Annotated in this window: 21 protein-coding genes and 2 pseudogenes; 8 read left to right on the plus strand and 15 right to left on the minus strand. The window is 62.6% G+C overall.

Translation table 11 applies throughout. From position 1 onward, the window contains the following. Positions 1-4 precede the first annotated feature (4 nt). The 5 genes from choW to QCE58_RS22940 all read right to left on the minus strand — a co-directional run bounded on the left by choW (position 5) and on the right by QCE58_RS22940 (position 4,790). The gene (choW, locus tag QCE58_RS22920; protein WP_008354184.1) at positions 5-907 is read right to left on the minus strand and encodes a choline ABC transporter permease subunit; all 903 of its coding nucleotides are present in this window, start codon (positions 905-907) and stop codon (positions 5-7) included. Next, positions 900-2,078 (minus strand): glycine betaine/L-proline ABC transporter ATP-binding protein, encoded by a 1,179-nt coding sequence (locus QCE58_RS22925; protein ID WP_008354185.1) that lies wholly within the window; start codon positions 2,076-2,078, stop codon positions 900-902. The genes choW and QCE58_RS22925 overlap by 8 nt, the downstream gene beginning before the upstream one ends. 455 nt (positions 2,079-2,533) lie before the next feature. Continuing rightward, positions 2,534-2,686 carry a hypothetical protein gene (locus tag QCE58_RS22930; protein WP_008354186.1) on the minus strand — a complete coding sequence of 51 codons (153 nt, stop codon included), beginning with the start codon at positions 2,684-2,686 and terminating at the stop codon, positions 2,534-2,536. A 252-nt stretch (positions 2,687-2,938) separates the two neighbouring features. Continuing rightward, complete coding sequence (locus tag QCE58_RS22935) at positions 2,939-3,916, minus strand: hypothetical protein (RefSeq protein ID WP_250521467.1); 978 nt, start codon at positions 3,914-3,916, stop codon at positions 2,939-2,941. Between the two features lie 190 nt (positions 3,917-4,106). Further along, positions 4,107-4,790: an MgtC/SapB family protein gene (locus QCE58_RS22940; protein ID WP_008354188.1), complete on the minus strand. Its 684-nt coding sequence runs from the start codon at positions 4,788-4,790 to the stop codon at positions 4,107-4,109. Positions 4,791-4,914: 124 nt separating this feature from the next. Between QCE58_RS22940 and QCE58_RS22945 the strand changes: the two genes are divergently transcribed. Then, positions 4,915-6,027, plus strand: a complete 1,113-nt coding sequence (locus tag QCE58_RS22945) for an AGE family epimerase/isomerase (RefSeq protein WP_250521466.1) — start codon at positions 4,915-4,917, stop codon at positions 6,025-6,027. A gap of 6 nt (positions 6,028-6,033) precedes the next feature. Here the strand turns inward: QCE58_RS22945 and QCE58_RS22950 are convergent, their stop codons facing one another. Next, on the minus strand, positions 6,034-7,575 hold the full coding sequence (locus tag QCE58_RS22950) for a methyl-accepting chemotaxis protein (RefSeq protein ID WP_008354190.1): 1,542 nt from the start codon (positions 7,573-7,575) through the stop codon (positions 6,034-6,036). A 271-nt stretch (positions 7,576-7,846) separates the two neighbouring features. On the opposite strand from QCE58_RS22950, the gene QCE58_RS22955 reads away from it, so the two are divergent. Then, the gene (locus QCE58_RS22955) at positions 7,847-8,287 is read left to right on the plus strand and encodes a PaaI family thioesterase (protein ID WP_008354191.1); all 441 of its coding nucleotides are present in this window, start codon (positions 7,847-7,849) and stop codon (positions 8,285-8,287) included. Between the two features lie 72 nt (positions 8,288-8,359). Here the strand turns inward: QCE58_RS22955 and QCE58_RS22960 are convergent, their stop codons facing one another. The 6 genes from QCE58_RS22960 to QCE58_RS22985 are packed head-to-tail and all read right to left on the minus strand — an operon-like array spanning position 8,360 to position 13,569. Then, the gene (locus QCE58_RS22960) at positions 8,360-9,208 is read right to left on the minus strand and encodes an ureidoglycolate lyase (RefSeq protein WP_175982371.1); all 849 of its coding nucleotides are present in this window, start codon (positions 9,206-9,208) and stop codon (positions 8,360-8,362) included. 41 nt (positions 9,209-9,249) lie between these two features. Next, positions 9,250-9,993, minus strand: coding sequence for an SDR family oxidoreductase (locus tag QCE58_RS22965; RefSeq protein WP_008354193.1), 744 nt, complete (start codon positions 9,991-9,993; stop codon positions 9,250-9,252). 43 nt (positions 9,994-10,036) lie between these two features. Further along, positions 10,037-10,882, minus strand: coding sequence for an amidohydrolase (locus tag QCE58_RS22970; RefSeq protein ID WP_250521474.1), 846 nt, complete (start codon positions 10,880-10,882; stop codon positions 10,037-10,039). Between the two features lie 8 nt (positions 10,883-10,890). Then, positions 10,891-11,940: an aldo/keto reductase gene (locus tag QCE58_RS22975; RefSeq protein ID WP_250457911.1), complete on the minus strand. Its 1,050-nt coding sequence runs from the start codon at positions 11,938-11,940 to the stop codon at positions 10,891-10,893. A gap of 34 nt (positions 11,941-11,974) precedes the next feature. Next, a complete protein-coding gene (locus QCE58_RS22980; protein ID WP_250521465.1) occupies positions 11,975-13,243 on the minus strand; it encodes a UxaA family hydrolase in 1,269 nt (422 codons plus the stop codon). 8 nt (positions 13,244-13,251) lie between these two features. Beyond that, positions 13,252-13,569 carry a UxaA family hydrolase gene (locus QCE58_RS22985; RefSeq protein ID WP_250436304.1) on the minus strand — a complete coding sequence of 106 codons (318 nt, stop codon included), beginning with the start codon at positions 13,567-13,569 and terminating at the stop codon, positions 13,252-13,254. Positions 13,570-13,780: 211 nt separating this feature from the next. Between QCE58_RS22985 and QCE58_RS22990 the strand changes: the two genes are divergently transcribed. Then, positions 13,781-14,578 carry an IclR family transcriptional regulator gene (locus QCE58_RS22990; protein ID WP_372492614.1) on the plus strand — a complete coding sequence of 266 codons (798 nt, stop codon included), beginning with the start codon at positions 13,781-13,783 and terminating at the stop codon, positions 14,576-14,578. Between the two features lie 93 nt (positions 14,579-14,671). Beyond that, the gene (locus QCE58_RS22995) at positions 14,672-15,217 is read left to right on the plus strand and encodes a hypothetical protein (protein ID WP_008354201.1); all 546 of its coding nucleotides are present in this window, start codon (positions 14,672-14,674) and stop codon (positions 15,215-15,217) included. Here QCE58_RS22995 and QCE58_RS23000 read toward each other — a convergent pair. Then, a complete protein-coding gene (locus QCE58_RS23000; RefSeq protein ID WP_250521464.1) occupies positions 15,214-17,613 on the minus strand; it encodes a GNAT family N-acetyltransferase in 2,400 nt (799 codons plus the stop codon). The two genes, QCE58_RS22995 and QCE58_RS23000, sit on opposite strands and share 4 nt — an antisense overlap. 332 nt (positions 17,614-17,945) lie before the next feature. Here QCE58_RS23000 and parA point away from each other — a divergent pair, with 332 nt between their 5' ends. The 3 genes and pseudogenes from parA to QCE58_RS23010 form a co-directional block, all read left to right on the plus strand. Next, entirely contained in the window at positions 17,946-18,608 is a 663-nt protein-coding gene (gene parA / locus QCE58_RS23005) for a ParA family partition ATPase (RefSeq protein WP_250440844.1), read from the plus strand. A 24-nt stretch (positions 18,609-18,632) separates the two neighbouring features. Continuing rightward, positions 18,633-18,738: pseudogene (locus tag QCE58_RS34145) on the plus strand (chromosome partitioning protein ParB); the annotation flags it as partial. 77 nt (positions 18,739-18,815) lie between these two features. Then, positions 18,816-19,697, plus strand: a pseudogene (locus QCE58_RS23010) (ParB/RepB/Spo0J family partition protein); the annotation flags it as partial. Between the two features lie 76 nt (positions 19,698-19,773). Here QCE58_RS23010 and QCE58_RS23015 read toward each other — a convergent pair. Next, positions 19,774-21,120 (minus strand): replication initiation protein, encoded by a 1,347-nt coding sequence (locus QCE58_RS23015; protein WP_008354205.1) that lies wholly within the window; start codon positions 21,118-21,120, stop codon positions 19,774-19,776. 1,741 nt (positions 21,121-22,861) lie between these two features. Here QCE58_RS23015 and QCE58_RS23020 point away from each other — a divergent pair. After that, positions 22,862-24,061 (plus strand): DNA-binding protein, encoded by a 1,200-nt coding sequence (locus QCE58_RS23020; RefSeq protein ID WP_250503199.1) that lies wholly within the window; start codon positions 22,862-22,864, stop codon positions 24,059-24,061. Positions 24,062-24,085: 24 nt separating this feature from the next. Here the strand turns inward: QCE58_RS23020 and QCE58_RS23025 are convergent, their stop codons facing one another. Next, complete coding sequence (locus QCE58_RS23025; RefSeq protein ID WP_250521462.1) at positions 24,086-25,114, minus strand: tyrosine-type recombinase/integrase; 1,029 nt, start codon at positions 25,112-25,114, stop codon at positions 24,086-24,088. Between the last annotated feature and the right edge of the window lie 74 nt (positions 25,115-25,188).

The raw sequence follows: 25,188 nt of genomic DNA on the forward strand, positions 1-25,188 counted from the left end.
CTTGTTAGCCTTGTTGCGCCGCCGGCTCGCGGCGCACTTTCATCACGCTCTTCAGACCGGCGAAGAGCGGTGCGCGTGCCATGCCGGGCGCTCGTCCGAAGCTCTCGGTGATGCGGTCGAGGATGATCGCCAGCAACACCACCGACAAGCCGCTCTCGAAACCAAGCCCGATATCCAGACGCTGAATCGATGCGAGCACGTCGTTGCCGAGACCGCCCGCGCCGACCATCGACGCGATGATGACCATCGACAGCGCCATCATGATCGTCTGGTTCACGCCGGTCATGATCGACGGCAGCGCGTTCGGAATCTGCACCTTGTAGAGCAGCTGGAACGGCGTGCAGCCGAATGCCTGGCCGGCTTCGACGATCTCGCGATTCACCTGCTTGATGCCGAGCGCGGTGAGGCGCACGGCCGGCGGCATCGCGAAGATGACGGTTGCGAGAATCCCCGGCACGCGGCCGAGACCGAACAGCATCGCGGCCGGAATCAGGTAGACGAAGGCGGGCATCGTCTGCATCAGATCGAGCACCGGGCGCACGCCCATTTCGACGTACTTGCTCTTCGATGTCCAGATGCCGAGCGGAATGCCGAGCAGCAAGCTGATGAACGTCGAGGACAGCGTGAGGCCGAGCGTGATGACCATCTGATCCCAGAAGTTCGTCGCGTAGATCAGCAACAGCGACGCGAGGACGAACACGGCGAATCGCCAGCCCACTCGCCACAAGCCGATGCCGACGAAGATCGCCATGAGCGCCCACATCGGAATGGCCTGCAGGCCGTGCTCGACGGCCGCAGCGAATGTTTCGATGACCTTGCCGATGGAGTCGAAGGTCTTCGCGTCGTGATCGAGGAGATAGTGGACGCCGTGGTCCACCCAACTGCCAAGCGGGATGATTTCAGACATGGGAACCTCGATGGTGCGTAAGGACCTTCAGGACATTGGTCTTGTTGATCGAACCGCAGTACGAACCGTCCGCTTCGACGACCGGCAGCGGGGCGGGACTTGCGACCACGCGATTCACGACCTCGTCGAGCGCGACGTGACGCTCGATGCATTCGATCGGATTGATGCGCGGCGCGGCGTTGCCGTTCGCATCACGTCCGACGAAACCGCGGATGCGGCGCTCGGCGTCGAGCACGAACGCGTAGTCGGCGCTGCCGTTGAGCGTCGCCGCGACGCTCGATGCGTCGATTTGCGGCGAATGTTTGATGAGCGGCACGTCGTCGGTCTGCATCAGATCGCCGGCCGTGAGATAGCGGCTCGTGTCGATGCCTTCGAAGAACGCTTCCACGTAGTCGTCCGCGGGATTCGTGATGATTTCCTGCGGCGTGCCGATCTGCACCACGCGGCCGCCTTCCATGATCGCGATGCGCGTGCCGATGCGCATCGCCTCTTCGAGATCGTGCGACACGAACAGGATCGTGCGGCGCTGCTCGCGTTGCAGATCGAGCAGCACGTTCTGCATTTCCTTGCGCTTCAGCGGATCGAGCGCGGAGAACGCTTCGTCCATGATCATCAGCGAAGGATTCACGGCAAGCGCGCGGGCGAGACCCACGCGCTGCTGCATGCCGCCCGATAGTTGCGCAGGTAACTTTTGGGCGAACGGAGCCAGGCCGACCTGCTCCAGCACGGTCATGGCGCGCGCTTCGCGCTCCTTCTTGCCGACGCCCGCGACCTCGAGGCCGAATGCGGCGTTGGAAAGAACCGTGCGCTGCGGCATCAGCGCGAAGGACTGAAACACCATGCTCATGTCCTTGCGCCGCAGGGACGTGAGTTCGGAGCGCGGCACGGCGGCCACGTCGCGGCCATCGATCAGCACCTTGCCCGCCGTCGGCTCGACCAGCCGGTTGATGAGCCGGATCAGCGTGGATTTGCCCGAGCCGGAAAGGCCCATGAGCACGAAAATCTCACCTTCCTTGACGTCAAAGGAGACGTTATGGACGCCGACGATCTGTCCGGTGCGCTTGAAAACCTCTTCCTTCGTCGCACCACCGGCCAGCATGTCCAGCGCCTGTTTGGGACTGTTGCCGAAAACCTTGCACAGTCCTTCGACTACCACCTTGGGGGAATTCATCGAATATCTCCTGGCGTGTGCGGACGTGCGTCCGCGCTGTGCATACATAGTTGCCAGAAAAAAGTCACATCAGCCGACTATTTGCGACAACCACATGTGGAAATACGACACCGGAATAAGCGCGAAAGTGCCAGCAGTCAATCGAATCCTTGCTGGATAAGGGTTTGCGGGAAGCGCAGCGAACGATCTTGCGATTTTCGGCATGTCGCGCATGAACAAGTCGCGAAGCCTTTTTGCGATGCAGGCGGCTTGCGAACCGCGCGTCAGCATTACGAAAGAAAGAAAAGACTGGCGTCGCGCAGGAAGCGCGAAGAAGGGATGCGTTCGGCAGAAGCCGAAGCGATGTGGAATTGCTAGAAAAACTACATAAAACGGAAAACTGGCGGGCGGGTCGTACGGCTCGTGCCGTCGTAAGTTGCTGGTGTTGCGTTTCCCGCGCCGCCGTCAGCTGCGCATTACAGGCGGAAGCCGAAAGCCGTGCCGCGCGCCTTGCGCTGACGCTCGGATTCACGGAAACGCGCTTGATACGAGTAATCTTTGTCCATCGGCAGGTGGGCCGATTCGAACATCGAAGCAAATTTTTGCAGCAGGGCGAAGAGGTAGCTCATGACTGACTCCGGTTAGTTACAGAGGGTTTTCCCTTAGAGAGGATTATAGGGTTGTCCCTAACCGATTTCTAGTGCAATGCAACATTTCGTGGCAAGAAATTTGGTAGTTTTTCTACATTCTTACCGGTTTGCCGTCTCCTTGAAACGGGGACGGATCTGCGAGGCCCGTACGACGGCATTCCGATCCGAGGACGAGCGGCTGCGCGACACGCCGCCGCAGAACGGCGTGTCGCGCGAATCTGACAGCGGGAATCAGTGCGCCGAGGAAGTGGCGCGATGGTGCGCGTGACGCGTGTGCTTTTTCGGCGCGGGATCGGGCGTCGCGGCGCTGATCGGCCGAACCGGTGATGCGTCCGTCAGGTCGGGAGGACGGCGCACGCTGATATTGGCGGAATCGGTATCGAAGAGCGACGCGAGCGTCGCCTGCTGGTTGAGCATCAGTTGCTCGGTGCGGTCCTGCTGCAGCTTGCTATCGTGGTTCATGCGCAGCAGTACAGCGGTTTGCGCGATGCCCGTCGCCACCGTGACGAGCACCACGCAGACGATGATCGTCAGCATCGTCTTCATGCGGCGCGCGTGGGCGGCCGTCGAAGTGCGCTGCTCCGCGATCACCGCATAGAGCGCGTCGATGGTGTCCGCGAACGCCGTGGCGCGGGCGCGGTCGAGTTCGGGCGCGGCGGCATCGCGGATGCCGGGCTGCGCGAACGGCGCCGCTTCGTTGCGGTCGCCGCGAGCCCCGCGATCGCGGGCGATGAGCGCTGAAGCGAGCGCGGCGAGCGATGGCGCCGCATTCTCCGGCGCAACCGACGTGCTGATGCTCGCCGATCGCGTCGTCACCGCGGCCATCGCGCCGGTTTTCGCGGCTGGTTGGCTCGCGTCCGGCGGCGGGGCATCGATTTGAGGCAAATCGTCCCCGAAGAGGCCCTGCTCCGGCGCAACCGATGTGACGCCGCCACGCGCCGCCCGTTTCCCGACGACGGATTCCGGCGCGTTCCCGCCATTCGATTGCACGGCCGCGAGAAACACTTCTGGCAGTTCGAAACCTTCGAACGTGCCTTGGCGGATATCGGTGTTCATCGCCTGAAGTTGCGCGCGCTCGGCGTCTTCGGCGAACAGATCGAGCGTTTCGCCCGCACGCGCGCCTTCGCTCAGTTGTGCGAGACGCTGCGCGGAACGTGCGGCGCGAGCGAGTTTCTTTTCCGTGTCGGCGCTGGTCTGCGGCGCCCGCATCTCATGCTTTTGCGTTGCGCGCCGGCGGCGGGACGAGGCGTCGGCGTCTCTCTTTACTGCGGAATCTGACATAGGTTCGAAAGGCGGCTGCCCGAACCGGCGTGCAAGGCGCACCGGCGCATCGGCGATTATTTCGAGAGGCCGCATTGTCGCATGGCTGCGCGTGCAAACCCGCATCCCGAAGGCGATTTCAGGCGGCATCGTCCTCACGAAACTCGCGCACGACGTCGAGTTGACGCAAACGATCGCAAATCGCGCGATATTCCACCGCAGATGCACGCGACAGTTCGACTCGCACCTCGTCGAGATCGGGCGAATCATCGCTTTGCTGCACGACGAACTGCTTCACGCGCACGCTGCCGGGCCCGAGCGCCTCGTGCAGCGCATGAAAACTGAGCGCGCCGCGATCGACGAGCATCGTCAGTTGACGGCGCTGCTTCACGCTGATGAAGCGGCGTTCGAGCGGCTTGATCCCCGCCAGAATGATGAGGATGATCGCCGTCGCCGCGATCGACGCCGTATAGAGCCCGCCGCCGACCGCGAGGCCAATGGCCGCGACCGACCAGAGGCTCGCCGCGGTCGTCAGGCCGCGCACGATCTCGCCGCGCAGCAGAATCGAGCCCGCGCCGAGAAAGCCGATGCCCGACACGACCTGCGCCGCGACCCGCGACGGATCGAGCACGACGTGGTCGTATTTCAGCGCATCCTCGAAACCGTAAGCCGACACGATCATGATGAGCGCCGAGCCGACGCACACGAGCATGTGCGTGCGCAGTCCCGCCGCCCACGAAAGCCGCTCGCGCTCGAAGCCGATCACGCTGCCGAGCGCCGCGGCCATCATGAGCCGCGACACGAGTTCGATATTTCCTATCATGTTCTCGTCCTCCTCTCGGTGAGTCGCCCGCGAATGCGTCGCGCTGCGGGCCGGTTTTGCTATCCTTTCCCGTTGCGTAGGCGCCTCACGGCCGCGCATCCCCCGAAACAATAAGAGTCGTCCTATGCAGGATCAGCAACCAAACGCATCGTCGGCGATGCAATCGGCGAACCCGGAATCCGCCGCGCCATTGCGCGCGCATTACGCGAACATCGTGCTGCCCATCTGGCGCGGTCCGGGCTTCAACGCGGCGCTCGGGCTCGCCTATGAAGCCGTCGCGCCGGGGGATCACGCGCCGCTGCCGCCGAAGCGCTATCGGGCGATGGCCTGCGCGCGCCAGCTCTTCGTGTTCTCGGAAGCCGGCGATCTCGCGCACGCCGCGACGCTGTTCGAATCGCTACGTCACTATTTTCAGGACAAACGCAACGGCGGATGGTTCTACAGCGTGGACGCGAGCGGCGCGCCGCTGGAGCGTCAAAAGGATCTCTACACCCATGCGTTCGTCGTTTTCGCGTGCGCGCATTACGCGAAGAAAAGCGGTTCCGCCGATGCTTTCACGCTGCTCGATGAAACGTCGCGGCTCGTCGAGGCGCGCTTTTCGAGCGGCGGCGATCTGCTGAACGCGGTGCTTGCCGAGGATTTCGGCGCGACCATCGAGACGCCGCTGCAAAATCCGCTGATGCATCTCGCCGAAGCGTGGCTCGGGGCGCGCGAAGCGACCGGCGAGCCCGCCTACGACAAGCGTCTCGCGCAGCTCGCGAAATCCGTCGCGGATGCGTTCGTGCACGAGCCGAGCGGCTCGATCGCCGAATTGCCGATGGGCACGGCGGGCAACCGGCTGGAGCCGGGCCATCAGTTCGAGTGGTATTTTCTGGCGCTGGGCAGCGGTCACGCCGCATTCGAAGCGGCGGGGCTGAACGAACGGCTCGCGCGCGCGTTCGACTTCGCGCAGCGGCACGGCGTGGACGAGCAGACGGGCGGCGTTCATGCCGCCATCGACGAAACCGGGCGCGTGATCGACGGGACGCAGCGCATCTGGGCGCAGACGGAATATCTGCGCGCGCTGGCGACGCGCGGCGACGCCGTCGGTCCGCAAATCGAGCGGTTTCGCGCGCGCTTCCTGCACGAAACCGGCTGGGTGGAATGCCGCTCGGCGACGGGCGAGATCAGCCGCGCCGAGATGCCGTCGACGACGCCGTATCACCTCGCGACGTCGTACGCGGCCTTGCCTCTTTAAGCGAACTCAGACGAGCTGAAACACCGAAACCGCAGCCTTCAGTTGCCGCGTCTGCTCATGCAGCGACGACGCGGCAGCCGCAGCCTGCTCGACGAGCGCCGCGTTCTGCTGCGTCATCTCGTCCATCTGCGTGACCGCCTGATTCACTTGCTCGATGCCCACGCTCTGCTCGAGCGACGACGCGCTGATCTCCGCCATCATCTGCGTGACGCGTGAAATCGACGCCGACACTTCGCGCATCGCCGTGCCCGCGCGCTCGACGAGCACCGAGCCGTCGCTCACTTGCGCGACCGACTCGCCGATCAGTTCCTTGATTTCCTTCGCCGATTGCGCCGAACGCTGCGCGAGACCGCGCACTTCGCCCGCGACGACCGCAAATCCACGGCCCTGCTCGCCCGCGCGCGCCGCTTCGACAGCCGCGTTCAACGCGAGGATGTTGGTCTGGAACGCGATGCCGTCGATGACCGAGATGATTTCCGCGATCTTGTCCGAGCTCGACGCAATGCCACGCATCTTCTCGACGACATCGTCGACCACGCTCGCGCCGCGCGACGTCGCGTTGAGCGCTTCGCCCGCGAGCGTGTTGGCCTCGCGCGCGTGCTCGGCGTTCTGGCGCACCGTCGCGGTCAGCTCTTCCATGCTCGATGCGGTCTCTTCGAGCGACGCCGCCTGATTCTCTGTGCGCGCGGACAAATCCGCGTTGCCACTCGCGATTTCATCGGCGCCGAGGTTGATCGAATCCGACGTTGCGCGCACCGTTTTCACCGTGTTCGCGACGCTTGCCTGCATCGTCGCGAGGCCCGCGAACAGACGGCCGATTTCGTTCGTGCCGCGATCTTCGATACGCTCGTCGAGACGGCCGTTCGCGATGCGCTCGAAATGGCGGCCCGCTTGTTCCAGCGGCTCGATCACGGCACGGCGCAGCGCGACGTGCACGAGCGCGATGCCCGCGACCAGCGTCACCAGAATCGCGATGCCGACCGCGCGGAACCACGCGTAGCGCGTGTCGATCGACGACAGATAGCCGCGGCCCGCTTCATCGCCGAAATCGACGAACTTCTGCTGTTCCGCGAGATAGCGATCCTGGAAGCCTTGCGTCGGCTGGTCGAGGAACGCCTGGAGATTGCCCGCGTCGAGATACTGCACGAGCTCGCTCAGCGCCTTCGAATACTCCGCGTATTTGGCCTGCAGCGCGCTCATGCGCGCCGTGTTTTCATCGCCGGTCTTCGGCGCGTTCAGGAACGCCGTGAACGACTTGTCCGCCGCCGCGATCTGCTCGCGCGCGTGCTGGACGATTTCCGTCGGCTCGCTTCCGCCGCGCACCATGCGCGTGCCCGCGCGCGACAGGTTGATGCGCGCATCCATCAGATGCTGGGTGGTCTTGTTGACCGCGTTGACCTGCTTGAGCGCGATGTTGGACAGACTGCCGACATCGTCATGCGTGCGCGACAGGGACCAGAAACCGAGCCCTTCGGTCACCAGTTGAAAGAGACAGAACACCACCAGAACGGCGAGCAAACCCGATGAAACCTTGATCTTTCCGAACATCACTAGCACCCACACTTTCCGAATTAAGGCCCGCCGATGCGGGGACACTGCGGGTTTACGGCAGTCGGGCGACAAAGCTTGAATCGTTTGCCGCAACGGCTTGTCTATGCGAATGCAGGGAACGCGCCGCTTCGGCGAATCGTCATCGGAGAGCGCGCGTGCCGCCCGAAACGCACCATTGCACAATTTTTGCGTGACTTCCTTGCAGTGCGCGCGATCGCTTCCTATTGTCTTTGCAGGACGGCACCGAACCCACCCAAGGAGTGTCCGAATGGCCGAAATTGTCGATATCGCGCGCGGTGCGCTGAATGCGCAACCGTTCAGCGCCTTGCTCGGAACAAAACTGATGCAGGTCGATTCAGCGAGTCTCACGCTGTGTCTGACGATCAGGGACGAGCTAAGGCAACAACACGGCTTCGTACACGGCGGGGTGGTGAGTTATCTCGTGGACAACGCCCTGACCTTCGCGGGCGCGCTGCGGCTCGGGCCGAAGGTCGTCACCGGCGAATACAAGATCAACTATCTGCGCCCGGCCGTCTCCGGAACGCTGATGGCGCGTGCTCGCGTCGTCCATGCCGGCATGACGCAGGCAACCTGCCAGTGCGACGTGTTCGTCACCGATGGCGGCGCCGAGCGGCTCGTCGCGGTCGCGCAGGGCACGATCACGCGCATCTCCGAAGGCGTTGCGGCGGAACCCGTCTATCACGCCTGAACTTTTCAAATCCCGTCGTCCGAAACGAAAAACCTCGCCGCGGCGAGGTTTTTTGTCGTTGCTGCGGGCCGATTACTGCGCCGCGACGGTCTTCTGCGTCTGCTCGCCGAGACCCTGAATGCCGAGCTTCATCGTCTGGCCGGCCTTCAGGAAGACCGGGTTCGGCTTCACGCCCATGCCGACGCCCGGCGGCGTGCCCGTCGAGATGACATCGCCCGGCTGCAGGCTCATCACCTTCGACAGATACGCGACCAGTTGCGCGACCGTGAAGACCATGGTCTTCGTGTTGCCGTTCTGATAGCGTTTGCCGTCGACTTCGAGCCACAGATCGAGCTTCTGCGGATCCGCGACTTCGTCCTTCGTGACGAGCCACGGACCGATCGGGCCGAACGTGTCGAAGCCCTTGCCCTTGTCCCATTGCGTGCCGTGTTCGAGCTGCCATTCGCGCTCGGAAACGTCGTTGATCACGCAATAGCCCGCGACGTAATCGAGCGCGTTGGCTTCATCGACATACTTCGCTTCCTTGCCGATGACCACGCCGAGCTCGACTTCCCAATCGGTCTTCACCGAGTTGCGCGGGATTTCGACGTCGTCGTTCGGGCCGCAGATCGCGCTCGTCCATTTGTTGAAGATGACCGGCTCGGTCGGCACCGGCAGATTCGATTCGGCGGCGTGATCCGCGTAGTTCAGGCCGATGCACACGAACTTGCCGACGCGCCCCACGCACGGTCCAATGCGCGGATTGCCGTCGACGACCGGCAGCGTCGCCGGATCGGTCGCGCGCAATTTGGCCAGGCCCGCTTCGGTCAGCGTCGCGCCGGCGATGTCATCGACGACCTTCGACAAGTCGCGAATCTGGCCTTCGGCGTCCAAGAGACCCGGTTTTTCCTGACCCTTGGGGCCGTAACGAAGCAGCTTCATCTGATGTGATCCTCCTGGTTCCAAATAACGTGAGCGGTCGGTCAGTTCGACCAGCCGCCGTCGATGATGTGAATCTGTCCCGTCGTGAACGACGATTCGTCCGAGCCGAGATAAAGCGCGAGCGCCGCGATTTCTTCGGCGCGGCCGACGCGTCCCATCGGCTGGCGCGCGACGAACGCGGCCTGCACCTGATCGACGCTCGCGCCCTGCGCCTTCGCCTGCTCCGCGATGCGGTCCTTGAGCGACGGCGATTCCACCGTGCCCGGACAGATCGCGTTGCAGCGAATGCCGCGCGTGACGAAATCGGCGGCGACGGATTTCGTGAGGCCGATCACCGCCGCCTTCGACGCGCCGTACACGAAGCGGTTCGGCACGCCCTTCACGCTCGATGCCGCCGACGACATGTTGATGATCGAGCCGCCGCCTTTTTCCAGCATCTTCGGCAGGAACGCGCGAATCGTCCGATACATCGCCTTCGCGTTCAGATCGAAGGCGAAGTCCCAGTCTTCCTCGCTCGCCTCCAGAATCGAGCCGGCGTGCACATAGCCCGCGCAGTTGAAGAGCACGTCGATCGCGCCGATCTCGCCGGCCAGCGCGTTGATCGCCTGCGGGTCGCGCACATCGAGCTTGCGCGCTTCGAAGGGCTTGCCTTCGAGCGATTCCGTGCGGATGTCGGTGGCGATCACGCGCGCGCCCTGTGCCGCGAACAGTTCGGCGGTCGCGAGCCCGATGCCTTGCCCCGCCGCCGTGATCAGCGCGGTCTTGCCTGCCAGTCTTTGTACCATCTACTGCTCCAGTCGGAAGTGTTTTTGAGACATGCCGGGTATATCAGCCGTTTCTTAGGCGATAGAAGGCGCGGGCGTTCGCGCCGAAAATCGCGTCCTGCTGCGCCTTTTCGAGATGTGACGTGAGATTGCGCGCCGTGTCGTGCCACGCCGCGTAGCTGCCATTCATGTCGAGCACGGGCCAGTCGCTACCCCACATCAGCCGTGCATATCCGAAATGTTCGAGCAGATGCGCGACGTAGGGTTTCAGCGTTTCGTCGGTCCAGTTCGGGTTCGCTTCGGTCGCGAGTCCGGACAATTTGCAATGCAGCTTTTGCGGCAGTTTCGCGAGTTGCGCGATGCCATCGGCCCACGGTTGCCAGCCCACGTCGATGCCGTCGCGGATCGGCGGCTTCGCGCCATGATCGACGACGATTCTTAGTTCTGGATATCGCTCGACGAACTTCACGAGCGACGGCACATGCCGCGCGAAGATCAGCGCGTCGAAGGCGAGATCGAGATCGATCAGACGCTCGATGGCGTCCTTGCGCGGCGCGTGCTCGATCCACGTATCGTCGGGCAAGTCCTGAAGCATCGGGCGCACGGCCTTGAACTTCGGCTCGCGCGCGAGTTCGTCGATGATCGCCGCGGCATCGGCCGAATCGAGCGGCACCCAGCCGACGACGCCCGCGATCGAATCGTCGCTGCGCGCGAGATCGAGCAGATAGCGCGTTTCGTCGACCGTCGGCGCGGCCTGCACGACAACCGTTTTCTGAACGCCGGCCGCCTTGCGCAGCGGCGTGAGATCGTCGGGACCGAACACGCGATACAGCGGCTTCATGTCGGGCGTGAGCCAGCCATAGTCGCCGCGCGCGGGATCCCAATAGTGTTGATGCGCGTCGATGTTCACATTCGATGTCATCGCGGCACCGGTGCATTCGCATGAAGCAGACCTTCCGCGCGCAACGCGTCCCACAGCGCGGACGGAACCGGCGTCGCGAACGATGCAGCATTCTCGCGCACTTCGTCCGGCGTGCGCGCGCCCATCAGAACCGTGGCCACAACTTTATGCGCATAAGGAAACTGGATGGCCGCCGTCGACAGCGCAACGCCATGCGCGCGACATACGCGTTCCAGCTTGCCGACGCGCTCGACGACGTCCTTCGGCGCATCGCCGTAATTGAACTTGAGATCGCCATGCGCGTTGGCATCGAGACCACGCGCGAGAATGCCCGAGTTGAACGCGCCACCCAGCAAAATACTCACGCCGCGCTTCTCGCATTCGGGCAATAAATCATCGAGCGTGTTTTGCTCGAGCAGTGTGTAGCGGCCGGCGAGCAGCGCACAGTCGATGTCGAATTCGGCCATCGCTTCCATCACTGCCGCGCCTTCGTTCACGCCGAGGCCGACCGCTTTCACGCCGCGCGATTGCTTCAATTCTTCGAGCGCGCGGAAGCCGCCTGCATCGGTCAGTTGCTTCCAGTAGTGCGCGTTCTTGTCGCCGTGCGTCACGCGGCCGATATCGTGGATCAGCACGATATCGATATCGGTCATGCCGAGCCGCATCTGACTGTCTTCGAATGAACGAAGGATGCCGTCGTAGGTGTAGTCGTAAATCGCCTGAAACGGCAGCGGCGCGGCCCAGCCTTCCCTGCCGTCGTCGGGCGTCGTGCGCGGCACGAAGCGGCGGCCGACTTTCGTCGACAGCACGAAATCGCCGCGCGGATAACGCCGCAATGCATCGCCGAGCCGATGCTCCGCTTTCGTGTGGCCGTAGTGCGGCGCCGTGTCGAAGAAGCGGATGCCCGCCTGCCACGCGGCATCGACGGTCGCGCGCGCCTCGTCTTCCGTCAGCTCGTGATACAGACCGCCGAGCGGCGCGGTGCCGAGCGACAACGCGGTGACTTCCAGCGACGTGCGGCCAATCCTGCGTCGACGTGAAACTGCCTCTTGCGCTTCTGCGGTCATCTGCAAACCCCGAATGATTTAGAGATGGCGAAACTCAAGCCGCCACAGTAACGCGTCGCGCGGCGCTCGGCAAACACGCGGGGCCGACCGGCTCGAAGGTTTTGTAAGTCAGGATGAACTCCTGATGCCCGAGCGCCTCCGACTTCGACGCCGCGCCCGCCGCCACCGCAACGGTCACGTCGACGATCTCGCGGCCCACCTCGTCGAGCGTCGCGCGGCCCTCGAGGATGCGGCCCGCGTCGACGTCCATGTCGCCGGACAGATTGCGATACGTCGACGGATTCGCGCAGACCTTGATGACGGGCGATATCGCCGAGCCGACGACCGAGCCGCGCCCCGTCGTGAAGAGAATGACGTGGCAGCCGCACGCAATCAGCTCGCCGATCTCCGCGTTGTCGCTGATATTCGGAAAGCCGAAGCGCGGCTCGCCATCGGGCACGACATCGAGCAGATAGAGACCGCCGGTCGGCGGAATATCGCCCGGCTTGATGATGCCGACGATCGGCGACGCCCCGCTCTTCGAATATGCGCCGAGCGATTTCTCTTCCTGCGTCGTCAGCCCGCCGTCCGCGTTGCCGACCGAGAACGAGCCGTGGCCCATCGTCGTGTAATAGCGCGCGGCCTTTTGCACGCATTCGACGATGGCATCGCCCAGTTCGGCCCGCGCCGCGCGCCGTTTCATGTGGAATTCGCAGCCGACCAACTCGCCCGTTTCCTCGAAGATGCACGACGCGCCTTGATCGATGAAAGCATCGAACGCGCGCCCCACGGCCGGATTCGCCGTGATGCCGCTGGTGCCGTCCGAGCCGCCGCAGATCGTCCCGACGATCAGTTCGTCGAGCGCCATCGGCACTTTCTGTTGAGCCGCGAGCGTCGCGCGCGCCTCGCGCACCCAGTCGAGACCGTTCTGGATCGTGCTGCGCGTGCCGCCTTTTTCCTGAATCGTGAGCACGGCGGCGGGACGGCCGCTCGCGCGCACGACATCGGCGAGATAGTGCTTGTTCATGCTCTCGCAGCCGAGCGACACGAACAGCACCGCACCGACGTTCGGATGCGTGCAGATGCGCTCCAGCATCTTTTCGGCGTAGCTATTGGGATAGCAGCCCGGAAAGCCGATCAGATGCACGGGCGGTTCGACTTGCGGATCGAAGGAATTGAAATCATCGAACGATGGACGGAAGTGCGCGACGATCTCGCGCGCAACGTGATGCGCGCATTCGACGAGATACGCCACCGCGACGACATTGCGGATGCCTTTGCGGCCATCCGCCCGGAGATAGCCCTGCAGTGCGGAAGTGTCCATGGAAGTGTTCAGTGCTGCACGTAGGCGTGTGCGGCGTCGTGCGTGTAAGTGGGCAGGTAGTCGCTTTCCAGGTTGTGCGTATGCAGATGCTCGCCGCGCGCGACATCGACGCTTACGTGGCCGATGATCGCGCCATAACGCAGTACCTTTTCGTCCTTCGACAACGCGCGCCGCGCGATCTTGTGCGCAAGCTCGATGGTCGTCGCGAGCGTGACAGACTCGCCTTCGATCATTAGCGTCTCGCCAGCGGGCAGGCGCGCGGCGGCGATCAGGCAGTTGTCTTCCGGACTGAGAAGAATCAGGCGCGGGTCGGTGGTTTCTTGCATCGTCGATCTCAGAAGGAGGATTGCGCCGAACGTCCAAAGCAAGTCGCCGCGGGAAAATGTGGATGCAACGATTCATCAGTGAACGTAATATTCATAGACGCACCAGTCGAAGTCAACAATGACGCAACCCGGATCGATCAGTGATTTCCCTAGCCGGCGCATGCGAATGGGATCGCGCTCCGTGACGGAAGGCTTAAACTCGCGCGAATTCATGAACCAACTCAGACAGCACATGGACGTGGAAGACAACGACGCCGATCGTTATCGCGCGCCCGCGCTCGATAAAGGGCTCGATATCCTCGAATTGCTTTCGGAACAAAAGTCGGGCCTCACGCGTGCGGAAATCACGAAGATGCTCGGGCGCAACGCGAGTGAGATGTATCGGATGCTGGAGCGGCTGGTCGCGCGGCAGTACGTTGTGCGCTCGCCCGAAGGCGATCGTTATTCGTTGAGCCTGAAGCTGTATGCGCTCGCGCATCGGCATCCGCCGATGAATCGGCTCATCGCCGAGGCGCTTCCGGCGATGCAGCGATTCGCAGATGCAGCCGAGCAATCCGTGCATCTCGTCGTCTACGATCGCGGAAATTTGCTCGTCATCGCGCAAGTGGACGGTCCCGGCACGTGGGGCATTTCAGTGCGGCTCGGCTCGCGCGTCGGGTTGATCGACACGGGCTCCGGCCGCGTCATGCTCGCGTTTCAGACCGACGAACAGCGCGAACACATGCTCGCCGAGCATACGAAGGTCAAAGGCGAACTCGCGGTCGATCGCGCCGTGCTCGACGCCGATTACCGGCAAGTTCGCGAACTGGGCTATTCGCAAAAGGATAGCCAGCAGACTTTCGGCGTGACGGACGTGACGTATCCGCTGCTCGGGCCGTCCGGCCAGGCGATCGCCGCCCTCACCTGCCCGTACCTGCGGCGCATCGACGATTACGTGGCGCCGTCGATCGAAGACGTCACGTCCTTGCTGAAAAATGCAGCCGCGTCGCTTTCGATGACGCACGACTGAATGGCGCACGCTTCGCGCGTTAGAATGGCGGCCCCCTCAAAAAGACGGCGCGCCGCGATGGCGTGCCGCCGTATCCAATCCGACGCATTCCCGATGGCGAAACTCCTTTCCGACTCCGAATTCCTCCGCTTCACCGAACTGCAGCAAAAACAGGCGAACTTCACGATCACATCCGAAGAAGCCGACGAACTGCGCGAGATTGTCGCCCGCGCGCAAAAGAAACGCGACGATCGCGCGGCCGCGATGCAGGCGATCGAAACGTATATCGCGCAGTTCGACATCACGCCCGACGAGCTTTTTTCGGCCGAGCAGATCGGCGATGCGGCACGGACATTCGGCCTGATTCCCGCCGCGAAGAAGGAGCGCACGCTGCCGCCGCAACTGACGTACAACGGCAAGCCGTATCAGTGGACGTCGCGCGCGCTGCCCGACGACATTCGCGTGCCGCTCTTCGATGCGTTCACGTCGGGGCAATCGGTGAAGCCGTTCATCGCGACGTTGAAGGACACGTCGCGATGCGCGTTGACAATCGCGCGCCTCGAAAAGGAAACGGGCAGTTTGTACGCCGAAGCATTGCTCGACGAGCTTTCGCTGTCGCGCGCCCAGATCGACGACGCGCTCGCCAAATTCGCGGCTTAATCGCCGCGCGGCTGTGACGGCGCATCGCACAGCCGCATCCTGAAACCGACGACGCCCGGGTCGTCGGTCTTCGTCACTTCGAAGCCGGTGTTGCGTGCGAGCGCGATCATGCCGGCGTTCTCGCGCAACGCCTCGCCGACCATCCAGCGGGTGCCGCGCTGTCTCGCGTAGTCGATGATGCGCGACAGCAGCAGCGAGCCCAATCCCCTGCCCTTCATATCCGAGCGCGCGGCGACGGCGAATTCCGCGGTCTCGTTGTCCGGATCGGCGATCGCGCGCGCGACACCGAGCGTCTCGCCCGTGCCGTCACCGTTCGCTCGCGTGACGATCAGCGCCATTTCGCGGTCGTAGTCGATTTGCGTCATGCGCGCGAGTTGCGAATGATCGAAGTTACGGACAGCGCCAAAGAAGCGCAGGCGCAAATCCTCGGCGGTATTGGCCGCGACGAACGCCGCGTGCGCTTCTTCGTCTTCGGGACGAATCGGCCTCACGGTGACGCGCATGCCGCGCCAGTCGAGCGTCTCTTCGAGGCAGCGTGGATACGGCACGATCGCCAGCGGCTTGCGATGCGCGCCGAGCGTGAGTTGCGGTTCGTGAACGGCGACTGAATCGCGCGTCACGCGCAACGTGAGACGCAGCGCAACGATTTCTTCGATATAGCAAACGAGTTGCGATAACGCCGTCAGCGCATTGAGCAGCGACTCGGCGGGCAGTTCGCGCGAACGCGGCGAGCGCATGACGAGATCGCGCGAAAGCACGGGATTGAGCGGCGGCAACGCAAACTCGTGAAGTGCGTCGGCAAGGCCGAGCGCGCCTTCGGCCTTGAATTCGAATACCGGACCGAACACGCGATGGTTGAGCAGGCGCGTCTGAATTTCGACGGCATCGCTCGTAAGCGAGTCGGGCGGCCCCGGTTTCACCGAGATGCCGAAACGAGCGAATACGCGCGCCGCACGTTCGCCATTCAATTCGGCGATGCCGTTTGCGAGCGCCGTGCGAATCTCGTTGTGCGCGGCGTCGATGTCTTCGGGAATATTCGCGGGGAGGCCGTCGGGCGTTTGCATCAAGAGTTCGCGGCCCTGCCGGAAATCGACGAGCCGGGCAAAACCGCGCGCCAGCCGATGCGGCGTCGTGTGCACGGGAATGCCGTTCGCATGCAACTCGTCGCGCGTGGCGGCATCGACACAGCCGAAAAAGCACGCGAGCAATCCGCGATATGCGTGACGTCGCTCGGCAATCAACGTGCGGGCGACTTCGGCGACGGGCGCGCTATGCGTCGGCGCATGCACGACGAACACTGTGCCGGTCTCGCGATGCGATGCGAGCGCTTCGAGCGCCGCGCCGAAATCCGCGGGCGTGGCGTCGTCGCCGAGAAGAAGAGGATTGCCCGCGCGAGCGCGAGGCAGCGCGGCGGCGACGGCGTCGCGCGCGGCGATCGGCCATTGCGCGAGGTCGTCGCCTGCTGCGCCAAAGGCGTCCTGGGCAAGTGCTGCGACGCCGCGGTCGCTTGTGATGACAGTTGCGACATCGCTTGTCGCGACGCGGCCGATGCCCAAGGTCTCAATCTCATCGAGCAGATCATCGAGCGAATCGACGCGGACGAGTCCGGCACGGCGGAAGGCCGCGCCGTAGAGGCGGTCGAAAGGGTCATCGCGACCCGTGCGCAGCACGAGCACCGGTTTGTTTCGCGCGGCGGCGCGCGCGGCGGACATGAATTTGCGCGCCGACCGAACCGTTTCGATGGCGAGCAGAATCGCACGCGTCGATGCATCGCTTGCAAGGAAATCGAGGATGTCGCCGGAATCGACGTCGGCTTCATCCCCGAGCGCGACGATTCGCGAGAAGCCGAGTCCGCGAGCACGCGCCCATCCCAGTACGCCGTTCGTCAGCGCGTTCGATCCCGACACCCACGCGACGCCGCCCGACTTGACACTGCATGCGGGGGCGCCGAGACATGCGCCGATTGCCGGCGTGACGACGCCGAGACTGGCAGGTCCGATCACGCGCACGAGAAAAGGCCGGGCGGCGGCGAGCGTACGAACGGTCCATTCGTCGGCGTCCGCTGCGGAAGACTCTCCGCGTTGCTTCGCTTCGCCGACGATCACGACGGCTTTCGTTCCGCGTCGGCCGAGGCGCTCGATGAGGTCCGGCCAAGTGTGCGGTCGCGTGCAAATCACGGCAACGTTCGGCGCTTCCGGTAACGCGTCGACGTCGCGGTACACGGTTTCGCCGGTCAGCGAGTCGTATTTTGGATTGACTGGCCAAAGAGAACCTGTGAAGCCAGCGCATTGCACACGCGCCCAGACCATCTCGCCGACGCTGCCCGCACGCGAGGAAGCGCCGACGACAGCGATCGACTTCGGCGCGAACAGGGTGTCCAGGTTGCGAACAGTCATGGAGGCTCCGGCGTAGGCGCAGTTGTGTCAGCGCCTAGGATAGGCGATTTCGTTTTGCAGGTGATGACTGGCGTCCAGGCCACCGAGGGAGTGCGACTTTATGCGCATAAAGGCGAGGCGGCGGTGCTTGTAAGACCCGCCTCGCCATAGGATGGCGGCGGCTTTATGCGCATAAAGTCGGGCACGTCCGACGCCGGCCGCCGGCCGGACAAGGACTTTATGCGCATAAACCTCGGCCGAACGGCTAACGCGAGTCAGTTGTTGCGGAATATCACTGGAAAAACAACAACGACAATGTAGAATTCAACGGACTTCAAAATACGGAGTGGAACGTGGCGGCGGAAATCATAGCGATCACGCAACAAAAGGGCGGCGTCGGCAAAAGCACGATTGCGATGCATCTCGGTGCGGCCTTTCACGAAAAGAAGAAGCGTGTGCTCGTAGTCGACGCCGATGGTCAGAACACGCTGATCCATTGGTCAAGCGCCGCATCGGATGACGCAAGCGGCATCCCGTTTCCAGTCGTCAATCTCTCCGAGGCCGGCGGGCAGATTCATCGGGAAATCAAGAAGTTCGTCAACGACTACGACGTCATCGTCGTGGATTGCCCGCCGTCGATCACCGAGAAGGTATCTGGCGTCGTGTTGCTGGCGGCGAGCGTCGCGGTGATTCCGACTTCGTCATCGCCGGCGGACTATTGGTCGAGCGTCGGCCTTGTCAAGCTCGTTCAGCAAGCGCAGGTGATGAACGAAGATCTGCGCGCCGTCTTTCTGCTCAACAAGACCGAAGAAAAGCGCATGCTCACGCGCGAACTCAAGGTTGCGCTCGAAGAGCTCGGCTTTCCCTTATTGAAAACGCAGATCCCAACGCGCGAGTGTTACAAGCAGGCCATGGCGCTTGGACAGACCGTGCTTCAAATGAGCGATCGCGGCTCGCGCCTCGCAGCGGCGGAAATCCGCTCGGTCGCGGACGAGATCCTCGACATGCTCTCCTGACTTTATGCGCATAAAGGACCCTGAATGAAACCGTCCCAATTTGCCAAGGGCTTCAAGGCTCGGCCCGACACGACGAGCAGCGAGAAGCGCACTGCGCTGGATCGCCTGAATGCGATCGATGGCATCGTCGACATTCAACATGTGGGGCAGGCCGCCGCGAACGGCCGATCGAGCGCCTTCGTGGCCGACGAGCCGGGCGACATCAACGCCGGACCTGAGTCCGATGAATATCGTGCGTGGCGCCGTGCAAACCGCTACACGGCCGGACAGATAATCGAGTTGCCGCTCAAGTCGATCAAGCCCAGCCCGTTCAACCCGCGCCATTTCTATCTGAAGACGTCAATCGCGGAATTGGCCGTCAATCTGGCGAAGCAGGGCCAGCAACAGGCGATTCACGTCATTCCCGATTACGAGCATCCGGGAACGTTCTTCGTCAGCGATGGCGGTCGGCGCGTGCGAGCACTGAAAGAGGCAAACAAGGAAACCGTGAAGGCAGTGGTCGTCGATCTGCCGATCGGCATTCAGAGCTACAAGCTCGGTTATGACCTGAACGTTCAGCGCGACTCGCAGACTGTTTTCGACAACGCCGTGGTCTGGCGACGCTTTCTCGACGAACAGCATTTCCAGAGCCAGCGCGAACTGGCGGATCACCTCGGGCTGGACGAATCGACGATCGCCGTCGCTTTGTCGATCGCGAAGCTTCCTGAGAACGTCATGCACGAGATGGTTGCGCGGCCGGACCGATTCGGCTCGAACATGGCCTATCAGATCGTGCGCTATCACGCCGCGCGCGGCACCGACGCCACGCTGCGGCTGATCAACAAGATCACGTCGGATGACCTGAGCACGCGGCAGGTCGCCGATATCGTCAAGGGCCGCGCGAACGCTCAGGAAGCGCCGAAGACGCCTGGTCGGCAACGCTATGCGCAGCGCCTCGAAATCAAGCTGGAGGGCGTCGCAGTCGGCGATCTGAAGTCATACGGCGAAGATCGTCTCGAGTTGCGTTTGCGAGGCTTGTCGCGCGAGAAGCGCGATGAGCTACTGCATCAGATCGAACTGATGCTTCAGCCTGTCGAGACCAAGAAGTAAATGCACACGATGGCCGCCGAGATCATGGACCGGCGGCCATTTTCGAATTGGACGTTTTCGGTTGCGCGCGGAGACTTTAGCGCGATTGACTGAGCGTAAATGCCAGCAAGTCGCCATCGGTCGGCTCGCCCCACGTCTTTCGCGCCAGCCAGTCGAAGAAGGATGTTTCCGCCAGCTTCGAATCCAGTCCGCGCTTGCGCCAGTCGTCGCGCATGTGGGCACCGAGCCCCGGCAAAACGTCCTCCTCGAAGGATTGACGCGCGACCTCCCGTTCTTCCTCACCTTGCTCGTCGTACAGCACGCGCGCTTCCTTGCGGCGGTACGCCGAGAATTCGCTCAACAAGCGGGCTTTGAGATCGTCGGCGGCAGCCGGCGTGCGGGAGGCCGTACCGCTCGTTGCCGGAGGCAGCGCTTCTACCGGTGGCGCGTAGCCCTTTTTGAGCGCGTCCTTGAAAAGCGCCGCGCCGCTGCGAACCGGCGGCAAAGTCGTGCTGCGCATGCGCTGTTCGGTCATCTGCAACGCCGCGCGGATGCGGTTTTCCTCGCTGTCGGCATACAGCGTCTGCGCGTCCTTGAGCGGAATGCCAATCTTCACCATCCGATCCACCAACGTGCTGTCGAAGACGTTCGGATGTTCGTCCAGCGCGAGCATCGGCTGCTTTTGTTCGGTCACGCGGAACTGAATCTCAGCCACGCGGCGCCCTTCGCGGTGTTCCACCAGTTCGACGAAGATATTGGTCACCGCATTCACCTCGGCGATTGCGGGCCGCAGATAATCGCGTTTGAAGTATTTGTATTCGCGCTTGGCTTCGTCGCCGGCTTCGGTATCGGGCGTTCCTGAAAGAATAGGCCGCCACCATTCCCACGTCTCGCGCATCGTCAGATGGCTGGGATTCGTGAGATAGCGAACGCAAATTTCATAGAGTGCGAGGCCGGCGCTGCTGCGCAACTGACTCTGGAATTGCAGGCTCAGGCGCGCATACTGCACAGGATCCAGCAGCTTCTTTTTGATTTTCGGCGCGAATGAAAATTCGACCCAGACGCGGCGCGTCGTCGGATCTTCGAGGATTTCGGCATCGGCGATCAGCGTCGAGATGCCCCACTTGCGACCCGGCTTCTGACTCGATGTGCCGGTGCTCCATTCGACCTGCACCGACACCATGCGACGCAAATGCTCCTTCACGAGCGCAGTGTCGTTCGAGTCGAACGCCGAATTTGCGACGATATCCGACAGCAGCGCGCGATACGTGTCACCGGAGTCGTCGGCTTGTTGAGCAACGGCTAGCAGCACATTGAACAACTTTCTGGTGAGCAGCGTGATCTTGCCGCTTTTCGGCTGAATCGCAATGGCCTCGACTGCCTTGCGCAGTTCCGCCGAACTGGGGCTGACGACATCGGTTTTCTTTGCGCGCTTGGTGGCCATGAAATGGTCAAGATCGATATTGCGAGCAAGGATACCGATTGGGGTGAAGCCCGTCTATAGGGACACCCTCACCACACAGGGGTGATTGCCAGACAGACACCACGGCTCACTGCGGTGCGCTCCCGAAAACACTCACCGCTCACCGATCGAGGGTATCTTTTAGCTGTAGTGTCCACGCGGGTAAACGGATTGCGACGGTTTTTCGGCGCCATCCGGGAGCTCAAGCAGTCTCCCGAATAGGCTCACCTTAAAAATTTTTCGGCTCGTTGAACGACGTGTGGCGCGGCAGAGACAGCCGAAAGTCCGTCCTTCTCCGCTTCGGCCGCGCATCGGTGCGGTGCAAAGTTATAACGGCGCGCACTCACTTCAAAAGATCGGCATCGACAGGTCCCGAAAAGTCTCACCTCATCGAGTTTTCTTCAACCCGATCGCCCCCGTTCAGCCCCGTTCTACGGGCTTCGCGCCGCCTATGGCCCCCGAAAACTATCACTTTTGACCTGCTGCACGTCATATCGCCTGTCCCGCAAATGCTCACCCTGCTGCGTCCTGCAAAGCCTCACCTTTTTTCCGTCGTCGCTCAAAAATGGTGCTCTCCCAGGCACTTATCTCGCTTTCGGCACAAAACGTGAAGAAGGTGGCTCCCGTAAATCCTCACCGACGGTTTCTTGGCACTATCCCGCACCGACGCTCGTAGCTCCCGCATTCCCTCACCATACCGTGTTTCCGCTAAACGCAACGACAGGCCATCCTGGTCTATCCACTTGTTTCTAATATGTTTTTTCATGCGCGCGATTTCTCATCTAGTGCAGCGACAGCTCTCGTACAGCGCGCGTGATCCCGGATTTCCTCACCATGCGAGGCGCATGACAGGGAAGATGGACTGAAAAAAGCAGGCGCAGACACTCCTGGAAAGGCTCACCTTAGACGCTCTCACCGGCCCTGCGAGCCCATCCAAGAAGAGACTACGGCTGCACCGAGAACGTGAATCTTCCATTTCGCTCCCGGAAAAGCTCACCTCAGGCGTCGGCAGATGAAAATTTCAGCGAAAAGCAGCCTTCGCCCCCGAAAACGCTCACCTTTCTCTCGGGAATTACCCTGAAAGCCCTCACCGATCGGTAAGCTTTACCCGAATCGACTCCAAAATAGTGCGATTCGCATGCTCCCGAAAATTCTCACCGAACGAAGCCGACAGACCAGGGGGGCGCCCTCAGAAATCAACGCGTTAGCGTGCGCGTGCCCCCGAATAAGCTCACCCATCATTTTGGAGCCTCCCCGAACCCGCTCACGATTCCTCCCGAGAGACCTCACCGATCATCCCGAAGCCCGTCACCGTTCGCTCCCGCAGAGTTTCACCATAGTTCCCGTACAATCTCACCTGACGTCCGGCAAAGCCTTATCCGATAAGGGTTCTGGCTGGTGTTAACGATGTTAACAAGGTTCAAAGGTGTTAACTTCTAATACTCTCTAGCGGTGCAGTGTTTTGCACGCAGTAATTAGAAAAACGAAAAGCTGCGTGAAACAGACGCCCATGGCGCGTATGGGACTAAAATCCGCGACAAATCATCGACTTGCAGGGGTATCTTCAGGATGTTTCACGACGGCGGACATGTGTTCCATGCCAAGTTGTCGAAAACGGCCTAAATGCGCTGTTATCGACGTTGGTGTCAATGATCGAACGAAAAACATAACGACCAACACGTAAAACGTTATGATCATCATGTTGAACTGCTAGATTTTCGCCATGGATCAATCTACTCGCGACACGCTGCGCCAAGAAATCGAAGCGATGCGCGCCACCGGCGCACGGCGGCAAGACCTCTCTCAACACGCCTGCAAGCGACTCTTCTTCGACCTGGGCGTTCGGCCCTCGGTTACGACTGTCCGCGAACTGACTCAAACCGGCAGCGCAAGCGACATCCCCAAGGACATCGAGGCGTTCTGGGCCGGTCTGCGTTCGACGTTGCGCGTTCGCATCGACGCTGGGGCGATGCCGGAATCATTGCAGGAACGTGCCGGCGAACTGCTGGCGGCTTTATATGACGAGGCTCAAACGGTCGCGCGTGCCGCCCTTAACGAGGAAAAGGCCCGTCTGGACATGGCCATCCAGGCCGCGCAAGCCCAGGCTCGCGATGCCGATATTCGTCGCGAGGCGATCGAGCGGGCTCAGCAGCGTGCCGAGGCGCGCGCCGAAGCAGGCGCTGCTCAGATCGCGGCGCTGGAAGCCGAATTGAAGACGCTGCGCAGTCAAGGCACAGACGCTCAGGCGGGCTTGCGCGAAGTCATCGCCCGATGGGAGAAGGAGAACGAGACGCTCTCGGCGCGTCTGCAGCAGGAGCAGGACGCTGCGGCACGGCTGCGCGACCGCATCGACGAGCTTCAAAACGAGCTGCGCCACAGCACCGAGCACTACGCTCAGCAGATCAAGGACGCGGTCAAGGAGGCCGAACGGCGGGTGCATCCGATGCTCGTCGAACTCGACTCCCTGCGCGGCATGGCCGCCACCTATCAGACCAGCGCACGCGAAGCGAGTCAGAAAGAATTCGATTTCATTCAACAGCTTAGCGCAGCCCGGAGCCGCGCCGACCGGCTCGAGTCGCAAGTGCGGGCGCAGTCCGACGAAATCGATGCGCTAGTTCTCGAGCGCGATGCACGGCGGGTTCAATCCGGTGCGAGCGCGGAAGTCGGCGCGTTGATCGCGTCGCTGGCGGCGCAGGGGCGCCTCACTTCCGCCGAGATCGCCCGCCTCGGCACGCAGATTGACGCGCACGTCGCCGCGCCAACTTCCTGTCCGGCGTGCGAGGCTGGCGAACCGGAACTGCAGCGCCACGAAGACGAATACGAGCTTTCCTGCCCGAACTGCGAGCGCACCTCCGGGGCCACGGCATCGAAGCTTGCGGCCGTCGACGAATTTATCCGGTCGGCGCGCGTCAGCACCTCGTAATCGCGCGTCGAGTGAGCGCCGGCGTTAAAGGTGACGGTTTTCGGGATCGTCGACGGACATGTGCCGTTCCCCGTCGGCGCGCGCGTGAGCAATGTCACGCTCCCGTATTTGCTCACCCATCCATTCTTGCCAGGCACGATGCAGCCGGTGAACCGAGATCGTCTGCTGGAATCCGAGCCACTGGCCGACGCGATCGGGGTCCGTGCCATCCTCGAACAACTCCGCCGCGTACGTGTTGCGCAAGGTCTGCGGACTTGCGCGCGCGACGCGCGATGCCGCTATCCCGGACGCGGCCACGACGGCGTCGATCGCGCGCAGCATCGTCGCCTTGTGCATGGAGCGTCCCGTCGGTGCTGCCGGGAATAGCAATTCGCCTGCAAGGCCAGCCGTCTTGCGCTCGCTGATCCAGTTGTCGAGCAGTTCGACCGCGAACGGAGCGAGCCGCGCCTGCCGGATCAGCAGCGGATTCGACGCGTCGACGGTCACATAAGGCGCGCCGGCCGCGTAGCAATCGACGGTCAATTGCGCCGCTTCGCCCGTTTTCACGCCTGCGCCGAGAAAGACGGCGACCAACGCCCGGTCGCGCCGCTCGCGCCAGCGCTGCCCGGCCGGCAAGGCGCCGATCGGAGAAAACAGATGCGCGACGAGCAGCGCGCGCTCATCGTGGGTGAGAAAGCCCGTCGGCTCGTTGTCGCGTGCCTTGCGCCATGCCGCGTCGCCGTCCTGAGCGATGAAGCGCGCCGGATTCGTCGCCGCCGATTCCACTTCCCGAACGTGATCCAGCACGCGCTCGATCAGCCGCAGATACCGCATGCGCTGCGGGCGTCGGATGTCCAGTTGCGCGACGAACTGTTCGATGATCGGACGTTGCACCGTATGCAGCGTCGCGCGTTTGGTGGCCAGCCACTCGAGAAAATTTCCCCATTGCGCGCGATACACATCGGCCGATGACGCCCTGAACGATTGCTGGGCGAGCCATGCATCGAACGCGGCGTGCGGATCGGCCTGCCAGTCGGCGCGCTGTTGGTCGAAGAGATCGGAAGTGTTCGGCATATTGTTCGAAGGCGCGTTGCGCGCTGTATTGCACTGCGCACAGGGTCGGGCTTCGGGCGCGCGACGTCAAGCGC

Origin of the sequence: Caballeronia sp. LZ028, from assembly GCF_031451415.1 — a bacterium.
Lineage (GTDB): Bacteria > Pseudomonadota > Gammaproteobacteria > Burkholderiales > Burkholderiaceae > Caballeronia > Caballeronia zhejiangensis.